The organism is Streptomyces sp. NPDC058045 (genome assembly GCF_042885635.1).
GTDB lineage: Bacteria > Actinomycetota > Actinomycetes > Streptomycetales > Streptomycetaceae > Streptomyces.
The window spans coordinates 86,555-96,998 of sequence record NZ_JBHVRR010000021.1; the positions used below are offsets into that span (position 1 = coordinate 86,555).

A 10,444-nucleotide genomic window follows, 5' to 3' on the forward strand; every position below is an offset into this window, starting at 1 on the left:
CTCCCGCCGCGGACCGTCGGCCGCGGGTAAATCACACCGCAGACCCCGGCCTGTGGACAACCGGAGCGCACCCCGGATCCCGTGGTTAGAGTTCCCGGGTCGGCCAGTTCAGGAAGCGGGCGCCGATGACCGCGGTCTGGAGGGTGTAGCGGTCACCGGGGTCGGTGGGGTCGGCGCCGGTGAGGGTGTGGATCCTGGCCAGCCGGTAGGTCAGGGCCCGTACGCTCAGGGACAGTCGGCGGGCGGCCTCCGCCGCCACGCAGCCGGAGTCGAAGTAGGCGCGCAGCGTCTCCAGCATGGGGCCCGCCCCGCCGCGGGCGTCGGCGAGCGGTCCCAGGGTGGCCAGCACCAGTTCGGCCATGGCCTGCCGGTCCCGGGTGAGGACGGGGTAGACCAGCAGTTCGCGGGCGTGCAGTACCGGGTCGGTCAGTTCCAGGCGGCGGGCCAGGTCCAGCACGCTCAGCGCCTCCTCGTAGGAGTGCACCACGCCGCCGGGGCCCTGCTGGGGGCGGCCCACGGCGACCCGGCCGCCGTCGGTGCCCGCGTAGGCGTGCTTGGCGAAGTAGGTGAGGACCTCGGGGCTGCCGCCGGGGGCGACGCAGACCAGGCGGCCGTCCTTGGTGGTGAGGAGTATGCGGCGGTCGCCGAAGCGGGCGATGAGGGCCTGCTCGACCTGGCGGGGCACCGAGTCGCCCTCGGTGTAGCCGGTGGTGCCCTCGGCGACGGCGACGGCGTGCTCCAGTGAGAGCCGCATCCCGAAGCGTTCGGCGCGTTCCGCGAGCCGCCCCAGGTCGCTGCGGCCGAAGAGCAGGTCGTCGATGAACTCGCGGCGGGCCGCCTCCTCTTGGCGGACCGCGATGAGCTGGGCCCGCTCATAGCCCTCGGCGACGGCGTCCACGGCCTGCTCGACCGCGGCCAGGATGTGGCCCACGTCGCCGGGACCGGCGCCGGGCGGCCAGTGCGCGCGGATCGCGGAGAGGTGCGCGGAGACCAGGGCGCGCAGTCCGAAACCGGCTTCGGCGGCCTGTTCGCCCAGGTCCCGGCGCCGCTGGAGTTCGTCCCGGGTGAGGCGGCGGCCGGTGGCGGCGATCTCGGCGAGCATCGGGCCGTACCCGTCGAGGTACTGCTCGGGTATGTCCTGACCCGCCACCTGTGTCCCCCCGCTGTGCCCGGTTGCCGCCCCCGTGTAGAGAGTTGTAACCCATCGGGAGGGTTGGGGGCATCTCACGGGCGGTTCGCGTGCCTGGGCTGGGACCGGTCGTGCGGGTGGTGCGGGCCCGCCGCGCGGTCGATGGCGCGTTCCACGGCGGCCACCCGGTCGGCGAGCAGTCCGAGCGCGCCGACCGCGCGGGCCAGCGGGTCCTGTTCGTCGCCGCCGAGGTCGCGGACGCGGACATGGGCGGCGCGCAGTTCGTCCCAGCGGGCGGCCTGGGCGGGGGTGAGGGTGCCGCACAGCTCGGCGAGTTTGAGCAGGTTGGCCTCGGCGCCGGAGGTGAGGGTGCGGGCCTCGGCGGTGTAGTGGTCCCTGATGAGGGCGTCGAGTTCGGCCTCCTCCATGACGGGGTCGATGCGGGCGGCGATGCGGTTCAGGTCGCGGTAGGAGCCCTGGAGCAGGAACGGGGGTTCGGTGCGGGCGCCGTCGCTCTGCCCGGCGGACGCGATATAGGCCGAGTTGACCCGGAGCACGGTGTCCCGGGCGGCCAGCAGATGCCTCAACGTCCTTGTGGTGCGGGTGAGTTCGGCGCCGTCGAGGGGGACGGCGAGCCGGTCGGCGCGGGCGCCGGGCTCCTCCCGGGCGATCCGCAGCAGCAGTTCCAGGTCGGCCCGCTCCCGCCCGGCGAGCGGCGCCAGTACCGGGTGGGCGGTGAGCGCGTTCTCCACGAAGCTCAGGGCGAACGCGTCCTGTTTGGAACCGAGGACTTCGCCGAGGTCCCAGACGGCGGCCCGGTTGGCGAGCATGTCGGGGATCTTGAAGCGGCCCTGGTCCTCGGTGTACGGGTTGCCCGCCATGCACACGGCGAAGCGCTTGCCACGCAGGTCGTAGCGGCGCGGGCGGCCCTCCCACACCCCGTCGATCCGGCGCTGGCCGTCGCAGAGCGGGATGAAACGCTGGAGGAGTTCGGGCGAGGTGTGCTGGATGTCGTCGAGGTACAGCAGGACGTTGCCGCCGGCCTCGAAGGCGAAGTTGACGCGTTCCAGTTCGCGGCGTGCCGCCGCGTCGGGGGCGGTGGCCGGGTCCAGGGAGGTGGTGCGGTTGCCGAGGGCCGGACCGTCGACCTTGACCAGGACCAGGCCGAGGCGGTCCGCCACGTACTCCATCAGCGTCGTCTTGCCGTAGCCGGGCGGGGAGACCAGCAGGAGGAGGCCGCCCGCGGTGCCGAACTGGGCGGCGAGGCTGTCGCCGACGAGCGGCAGATACACCTCGTCCACCAGCCGGTTGCGGACGAAGCCGGCGTGTACCGAGGGCCGCAGCGCGTCCAGGCCGATCCGCTCGCGTTCCGCGGTGATGAGCCGGGAGCGCAGCTTCTGGTAGTCGCGGAAGCCGGGCAGGACCCGGGTGCGGTGGCGGCGGGTGCGGGCCAGGAACTCGTCCAGCCGCACCGTGAGGGTGCCGCCGCTGATCCGCGGGTGGGTGCCGAGGAGGCCGGTGACCTCTTCGGTGAGGGGTGCGTCCACGGCGTAGCGGGTCAACTCCGGGGCGAGTTCGGTCGCCACGGCCTCCGCCAGGTCGTCCGCGGAGGCCGGGGTGCCGTTCGCCGCGGCGCCCGCGGCGAGCCAGGACTCCACCAACTGGGCCTGTTCGGCGAGGGATTCGAGACCGGCCAGCTCCTGGGCGTAGCCGCCTTCGCCGACCGAGGCGCGGTAGTCCCGCAGCAGTTCACGGGCCGCGGCTCCGGCGGCGAACCCCTCCTGTTTCAGGGCGAGTTCCTCGAAGAGGTAGTGGGCGGCGGAGTCCGGATCGGTGTCCGCCCAGAGCGGGCCGGGCAGTCGGCCGGAGACGAACTCCCCGATGTGGGAAGCGAGTTCACCGCGCAGCTCCTCGATGCCGCCCGCGGCGCCGAACGCCGCACGGGCACCGGCCAGCGAACGGGCCCGCCGGGCGAGCGCGTCCCTCGGTATCTCGCCGTGCGCCCACAGGAGTTGGGCGGCGGCCCGGTCCCGGGCGGAGAACCGCAGCAGCCCGGCCGCCGCGTGCAGCCGTACCAGGGCCCGCAGCAGCAGCTCGGCGTCCCGGTCGTGCACGCCCCGCTGGTAGCCCTCGTCGTAGGCCTCCTCGGCGGCCCGCCGTACCAGGGCGGACAGGTCCAGGTCCTCGTCCGCGAGCCGGTCCGCGCCGTGCTCGGCCAGCAGCTTCGCCGCCAGATGCTCGGCCCGGTAGACCTCCGCGGTCTCCGAGGGCAGCGTCTGCTCCCAGTAGGCGCGGGTCGTGGCGAACTCCTCGCCGGTCACCGGGGCCCGGTAGTCGGTGCCGGTGAGCGCGAAGCAGGGCGCCTCGCCGTCCGGGCCCGGCACCAGGGTCAGGTCCAACGGCTGTGTGTTGACGGCGAATTGGTGGCGCCCGAGGCGCACCGAGCCGTCCGCGGCGTACAGCTCGCCGCGGTCGCGTACCGAGCGGGCCGCCTCCTGGCGGGCGGCGTCGAGACGGCCGGCCAGCTCCGCGGCGCGGGCCGGTTCGCCCAGCTCGGCGAGTTCGGCGCAGGTCGCGCGGATGCGGGCGGTCAGCGGGTCGGAGGCGAAGAAGGTGCCGATCTCCTCGGCGGACGCCAGCCGCCGCACCCGGCGCCCGACGGTGGCCAGGACCCGGTCCGCGGAGCGGGCCAGCCGGTCGGCCTGCCGGGCGCGGGCGTCGAGCAGGGTCTGCTTGCGGGACGCGAACGCCTCGTGGATCTCCTCCCGCCGCTCGTCCAGCTCCGCCAGCAGCGCGTCCGACTCCGAGAAACGGGCCTGAAGATTCTCCAACCGCACCAGCAGCAGGGCGAGTTGCTCATCGCACTGCTCCGGGGTGCCGGCCCCAGCCAGCGCACCGGTGACGGCCTGCCCCAGCAGCGAGGTCTCGGCGGCGAACTCGGCCCGCCCCTCGCTGCCGCTCAACTCCCCACGGCGCGCGTCCAGTACGGCCCGCGCCCGGTTGACCCCGCCCAGCACCTCGGCGATCCGCTCCAGGATCCCGGTACGCACCGTGGCGTCCCCGGTGTCCAGACCGGTCACCACCTCGGCCACGGTGCCCAGTTGGGCGGTCAGCTCGTCCAGGCGCGCGGCGAGCGGCCCGGTGTCGGCGACGGTCTCCGCCGCCGCGGCCTGCTCCGCGAGCCGCGCCACCTCCTCGTGCGGTGCGTCGAAGGCGTCCGCACCGGCCAGGAAGCCGACCGCGCGCCGTCCGGCGTCCGCGGTGTCCTGGTCCAGCGAGGCGGCCAGCGCGTCGATCCGGTCGGTGTCGGCGTAGCGGAGGTCCTTCAGGGTGAGGAGGCGGCCGCCGGCCTCGCGGAGTGCGGAGAGCCGGTCGACCCACTCGCCGGCGCTCGCCGGGGCCTCGCCCCGCACCCGCCGCACCAGGGAGGCGATCTCGCTCTCGCTGGCGGCCACCGACTCCGCGGCCCGCCGGGTCAGCGCCCGTACCGTCTCGAACTCGGCCACCGTCTGCCGGGCCGTGTCCCGCACCTGCTCCAGGGGGCCGCGCAGATCGCCCACCGTGTCGTCGCCCAGCCAGTGGTGGGCGTCCAGGGCGCGGGTGCACTCGGAGTCCAGCTCGGCGTACCCGGCGGCGGTCGCGGCGGACGGGCCGCCCGCGGTGGCGGACTCCACGGCCCGCGCCACCGCCAGGCAGTCCGACAGGGCGCGCACCAGGTCCGCGTTGCCGATCCGGGCCAGCGGGCCCTGCCCGGCGGGCCGGGACGCCGCCCAGGTGTCGGAGGTGAAGGGCGAGGTCCAGCGCTGCACCGGATGCACCCGCCCCGGCTCGCCCCCGCCGCGCAGCACCAGCAGTGTGCCGTCCTCGTGCAGCGCGTACCCGTGGCACACCAGCGGCGCCGCGGCCTGCCGGCGGATCGTGTTGTACGGCTGGAGCAGGGTGCGGCCCTCGGCGGCGGCGTGGAAGACGTACAGCAGGTCCTCGCCGTTGGGGGAGGTCACCGTGCGGTCGTAGCCGAGGCCGGTGGTGTCGGTGTCGAAGGTGCGGGGGCCGCCGGTGGTCAGATGGCAGCCGCCGGGGAAGACCACGCCCTGCCCGTCGGGCAGCCGCCGGCAGCCCTGCCCGATGCCGTCCATCCTGGTCACGGTGGCACGCACGGTGTCCACCACCAGATACCGCGCCCGCTCCTCCTTGTACGGCCGCACCCGCAGCAGCACCAGCGGCCCGACCGAGGCGTGCGCCACCTCCGCGTCGGCCAGTGCCTGCAACGGCTCGTCCACCGGCTCGCTGTGGATGCCGTCGGGGGTCTCCGTGTCGTCCTCGGTCTTCACGGTGAGCGCGCCGCCGACCGTCGACACGAACACCCCGTCGGTGACCCGCAGATGGGGGTGCCGGCCCAGGCGCTGGTCCTCGCGGGTCGCCTCCAGCCACTCCACGTCGTGCGGGGGCGGCGTCACCCGGTCCCGGTCGCCGCGCGCGTCCAGGAAGCGGACCGGCCCGTCCACCGGGCAGGACCAGCGCAGCACCCGCAGGTCCTCGGCGCTCTCCCCGGTGCGGAACACCGCCAGCAACCTGCCCTCGGACTGGCGCAGTTCCAGCAGCCGCGCCCCCCGGAAGTAGCGGAACAGCTCCGCGAACTCCCGGCGGAAGGCCGGGTCGTCGAGCAATCCGGGCACCGTGTCCTCGGGCAGCGGCGCCAACTCGCGGTCGTGCAGTACGAACACCTCGGCCACCTTGGGCGAGGCGCCGTCCGCGGTACGCGGCTCGTACCCGGCGAGCAGCACCTCGCCCAGGGCGGTCACCGAACGGGCCACGCTGGGTGTGGTGGTGGCCAGTTGCTCGGTGGCGGCCAGCGCCAGCCGGGTCGAGCCGAACTCCTCGACCCGGCGGGCGTCCAGGGCCTCCGCCCGCCGTGCCAGCTCCGCGGCCTGCCCGGCGAGCCGGTCCCGCAGCACCTCGTAGGTGCCGAGGTCGGGAGCGGCCGCGGGGGCGGCGGTGTCGACGGCGCCGGGCGCGGCGGACGACTCGGGTGCGGCGGGCGTGGCGACCATCAGCGGCCGCCCTCCGGCGAGCCGTTCGCCCGGCCGGTGACCGCGGTGCCACCGGTGGCGGGAGCCACGGCGGCCTCGGTGCCCGGGGTGCCCGGGGTGCCCAGGGTGCCCGAGGTGCCGGCCGCGGCCGAGTCCAGGACGCCGCCCAGCTCCGCCAGCGGCATGTCCGCCAGGCCCAACTGCCCTGCCTTGTCCAGCAGTTCACGCAGCGGCCCGGCCTGGTCCCCGCCGCCCCGCATCAACTGCGTCAGCAGCGCCGAGACGGTCAGATTCCGTACATCACCGGTGGAGAACGAGCTGAGCACCCGCGTCAGGTCCTCGGTGAAGGACGCCGAACCGTCCAGCCACGGCCCGGCGAGCTGCCGCACCGTCTGCGAACCGTTCACAAAGGCGTCCACACCGCGGCCCATCGACACCGACGACATCAGCCGGTCGAAGAAGACGGACTCGCCGCCCACGATGCTGATGTCCGCGCCCTCCAGGCCGGTCGCCACCACCGAGGCCTGCGCCTCCGCCACCTTCTGCTGCACTTCGAGCCCGGCGATCCGGATGTCCTTCTCCGCCTGGAGGCGCAGCCGGAACTCCTCGTGGCCGCGGGACGCCTCGTCCAGCGCCGCCATCGCCGCCGCCTTCTTGTGGATACCGCCGGCCTCCGCGGCCAGCTTCTCGCCGATCGCGGCGGCTTCCGCGATCGCCTTCGCCTTCGCGCCCTCGGCCTCCGCCAGCAGCTTCGCCTCGGTCGCCACGGCCTCCGCGCGGCCCGCCTTCTCGATGACCGCGGCCTCCTTGTCGCGGACCTGCACCCGCGCCAGGCCCTCCGCGGCGGCCTCCGCCTGCACACCCTCCGCGAGCCGCAGCTTGGACCGCGCCTCCAGATCGGCCTTCTTCAACTGCGCCTCGGCCATGGTGAGTTGCTCGGTCGCCCGGTGCGCGGCGGCCTGCTCCGCGGCCTCCGCCGCCTTGATGTCCTTGACCAACTGCTCCTGCGCCTGCGCCTCCGCGGCGATGATCACGGTCTGCCGGTCCCGCTCGGCCTCCTCGACCGCCCGCAGCTTCTTGATCGACTCCTCCTGCTCGGCGACCGTACGGTCCACCGCGACGCGCTCCCGGATCACCTCGGCGATGTCCCGGCGCTCGCCCTCGACCTCCTTCTGCGCGGCGATCCGGCTCAGCTCCGTCTCCCGGTCGCGGGCGATGACCTCCAGCATCCGGTCCTTCTCGATCCGCTCGTTCTCGATCGCGATGACCCGCTCCCGGTTCTTCGCCGCGACCTCGACCTCGCGCGTCTGGTTCTCCCGCTGCACCCCGAGCTGCTCCTCGGTACGCAGGAACGCGGCCTGCGCACGCAGCCGCTCCTCCTCCACCACACGCGCCGTCTCGGCCTCCTCGCGGGCCCGCACGGTCTCGATCTCGCGCCGCTGCTTGATCTCCGCGTCGGCCTGCCGCCGCTCCAGCTCCAGGATGGCCTCCCGGGCGTCGACGTTCTGCCGGGTGATCTCCTTCTCCTCGCCGCGCTGGAACTCGTTGGTGCGGACGTGCTCGATGGCGGTCAGCTCGGTGATCTTGCGGATGCCCTGGGCGTCCAGGATGTTCCCGGAGTCGAGCTGCGCCAGCGGCGTCTGCTCCAGGTAGTCGATGGCCGCGTCCTCCAGGCTGTAGCCGTTCAGATCGGTGCCGATGACCTGGATGATGCGGTCGCGGAACTCGTCCCGCTTGGTGTAGAGGTCGGCGAAGTCGAGGTGCTTGCCGACGGTCTTCAGCGCCTCGGAGAACTTCGCGTTGAAGAGTTCCTGGAGGGTCTTCTGGTCGCTGGCCCGCTCGGTGCCGATGGCCTGCGCGACCTTGATGACGTCCTCCACGGTCTTGTTGACCCGGACGAAGAACGTGATGCGGATGTCGGCGCGGATGTTGTCCCCGCAGATCAGCCCGTCGCGGCCGGTGCGCGCGATGTCGATCGTCTTCACCGAGATGTCCATCACCTCGGCCTTGTGCAGCACGGGCAGCACCACCTGCCCGGTGAAGGTCACATCGACCTTGCGCATCTTGGACACGATCAGCGCCCGGCCCTGCTCCACCTTGCGGAACAGGCGGCCGACGATCAGAACGACACCCACGGCGACAAGCAGGATCACGGCTATCAGCACAGCCAGACCCAGAGTGATGGCATTCATACGAAGAAGTCCTTCTGCTCGGCCCGGACCCAACAGCCGGGCACAAAGGGGTACTGCTGGTACTGCTCAAGCAGCGTTGGTACTCGGTCCGTCCGGCCCGGCCCCCGGATCGGGAAGCCCGCCGGAAGCGGCCTCGGGCAGCTCGTCGAGTCCCGGGGGCGGCGCCGCCACCCAGAAGAACTCGCCCTCCGCGTCGTACTCGTAGAGGAGGCCGGTACTGCCCATGCCGAGGGGCTCGCCGCCGGTCTGGCGGACCTGGACCAGGGCGCTGGAGCCGTCGGACGCGGTGACCTCGGCCTGGCCGAAGGCGGCGTCCACCCGGCCGGTGCGGATCACGCAGGAGGAACCGACGAAGTCGGCGCGCGAGGGGCCCGGTTCGTCCGGGAAGAGGTGGCGCAGCGGCCGCACCAGCAGGCGGGTCACCGCCCAGGCGGCGATCAACGACCCGGCCAGCACGGCCAGATCGAGGAGGAAGTGGGTGAGCGGCCCGGTGCCGGAACGGTCCAGCAGCACGGAGCCGGTCAGCGAGGCGAACCAGGCGAGAGCGGTGCTCAGCGACACCCAGACGGTGACGGGCACCCCGCCCATCCCCAGCGCCTCGGTGGCGTGCACATCCACATCGGAGTCGAACGAGTCGTGCTCCGCGACACCGAAGAGGACCAGCAGCCAGAAGGCGACCACCACGACGAGGGCGGCGGTGAACAGTGCGGCGGGAAAGCCGAGCGCTGCCTGTGTGAACTCGGCCATCCCGTTCCCCCGTTCCCGGCCGGAGCCGGCCCCGCCGTCCCGGCAGGCCGCCCCGGTGCCGCACCGCGCCCCGGGCCGGATCGCGGGTGTTGCGTTTCCGCGATCCGGCATCGGGGCTGCTCCCCCGTTTCTGCGAGACCCATCATGGACCGGACAAAGGCCGCCGCGCACTGCCGGAACCCGGCAGTCTCTACCCGCACTTGGTGCCGGAAAGCGCTGCAACCAAACGACCGGCTGGGACGCGCGGTATCGCGGACCGGGTCCGGACATGACGAAGGGGCTGACCGGCCGGGCGGTCAGCCCCTTCCCGGCTACCCGCGGCCCGGAGGGCCCGCGGTACCGGACGGACGGCTCAGTGGTTGGCCACACCGTTCGCAGACAGGACCGGGATGTCGTCCAGGATGTGCGAGAGCGGCTCGTCGCCCTTGGCCTGGGTGGAGTTCTCGGTGCACTGCTGGTTCTGCGGCGAGGACAGCACGTTGATGTCCTGGACGGTGACCGGCACCAGGCCGACCAGCGACCCGGCGTTGACCTTCGCCGGCAGACCGACACACGGCTTGTTCAGCGAGCCCTGGACCAGCGAGAGCTGGGGGCTCATGTCGCCGTGCGTGCTGGAGTTGCCGTACGCCTGCTCCGCACCGTTGCCGCTGAGCGAGGTGGTGCCGTGGTCGTTGCCGACGGCGAGGGCCTGAGGAGCGGCCGCCGCCGTGACACCGGCGACGGAGGCGGCGACAGCCGCGGCTGCCCACAGCTTCTTCATTGGTTCTGTCCCTTCGATTGCGCGCTCCGTGTGCGTGGAGCTGCGTGCTGGGCAACTAGCCGGTCGCCGGTTGGTTGCGGGCTGGCGCCGGGTCATGACCCGTTCGGAGCAACGCCCGTGCCGTGCTGACGGCCGGTTACCTCTTTCGGTGCGGATTCGGTGAGACCTTCATGCCGGCGGCCGGCAGCCCGCGTTGGACCGGCCGGGGGCGGCACGGCGACCCACGGCGACCCGACGACAACGAGGGCCCAATGGCTGAGAGCAGAGGCGACTGGAAGCGGCAGGGCTACATTCCGGTGACCCGCCGCGCACCCGACGACCCGGACCCGGAACCGCTCTACGCCGCCGTACTGGCGTCCTGGCGCCGTACCGGCCGCACCCTCCCGGGCCGCCCCGACCCGGAGTGGAACGCCATCGTCAACCGCGACATCTGGCCCCGCTGACAGGCTTGTTGACCTGTTCTGTTGACCTGTCTTGTTGACCTACTTGGTTGCCTTGCGTGGTTGACCGGCTTTGTTGACGCACACAGACGGGCGCCGGGCCGCCGCGAGCGCCATGCCTCAGATCCAGCTGGTGAACCACATCC

At 73.2% G+C, this 10,444-nt stretch carries 6 protein-coding genes; 1 reads left to right on the top strand and 5 read right to left on the bottom strand.

All coding sequences use genetic code 11. The features are described 5' to 3' along the window. Positions 1–85: 85 nt before the first annotated feature. The 5 genes from ACFVST_RS15585 to ACFVST_RS15605 form a co-directional block, all read right to left on the bottom strand. On the bottom strand, positions 86–1,150 hold the full coding sequence (locus tag ACFVST_RS15585) for a PucR family transcriptional regulator (RefSeq protein WP_390151125.1): 1,065 nt from the start codon (positions 1,148–1,150) through the stop codon (positions 86–88). 74 nt (positions 1,151–1,224) lie between these two features. Next, entirely contained in the window at positions 1,225–6,180 is a 4,956-nt protein-coding gene (locus ACFVST_RS15590) for a DNA repair ATPase (protein WP_390151128.1), read from the bottom strand. Further along, on the bottom strand, positions 6,180–8,351 hold the full coding sequence (locus tag ACFVST_RS15595) for an SPFH domain-containing protein (protein ID WP_390151131.1): 2,172 nt from the start codon (positions 8,349–8,351) through the stop codon (positions 6,180–6,182). The genes ACFVST_RS15590 and ACFVST_RS15595 overlap by 1 nt, the downstream gene beginning before the upstream one ends. Before the next feature lie 66 nt (positions 8,352–8,417). After that, positions 8,418–9,098, bottom strand: coding sequence for a hypothetical protein (locus ACFVST_RS15600; RefSeq protein WP_390151134.1), 681 nt, complete (start codon positions 9,096–9,098; stop codon positions 8,418–8,420). A 352-nt stretch (positions 9,099–9,450) separates the two neighbouring features. Continuing rightward, on the bottom strand, positions 9,451–9,858 hold the full coding sequence (locus tag ACFVST_RS15605; protein WP_390151137.1) for a rodlin: 408 nt from the start codon (positions 9,856–9,858) through the stop codon (positions 9,451–9,453). Positions 9,859–10,109: 251 nt separating this feature from the next. Between ACFVST_RS15605 and ACFVST_RS15610 the strand changes: the two genes are divergently transcribed. After that, positions 10,110–10,301, top strand: coding sequence for a hypothetical protein (locus ACFVST_RS15610; RefSeq protein ID WP_390151140.1), 192 nt, complete (start codon positions 10,110–10,112; stop codon positions 10,299–10,301). Positions 10,302–10,444: the final 143 nt, after the last annotated feature.

Excerpts from the sequence above, each read along its gene's own strand:
- ACFVST_RS15610 (WP_390151140.1), top strand. The coding sequence starts at position 10,110 with ATGGCTGAGAGCAGAGGCGACTGGAAGCGGCAGGGCTACATTCCGGTG.
- ACFVST_RS15600 (WP_390151134.1), bottom strand. The coding sequence starts at position 9,098 with ATGGCCGAGTTCACACAGGCAGCGCTCGGCTTTCCCGCCGCACTGTTC.
- ACFVST_RS15605 (WP_390151137.1), bottom strand. The coding sequence starts at position 9,858 with ATGAAGAAGCTGTGGGCAGCCGCGGCTGTCGCCGCCTCCGTCGCCGGT.
- ACFVST_RS15590 (WP_390151128.1), bottom strand. The coding sequence starts at position 6,180 with ATGGTCGCCACGCCCGCCGCACCCGAGTCGTCCGCCGCGCCCGGCGCC.
- ACFVST_RS15595 (WP_390151131.1), bottom strand. The coding sequence starts at position 8,351 with ATGAATGCCATCACTCTGGGTCTGGCTGTGCTGATAGCCGTGATCCTG.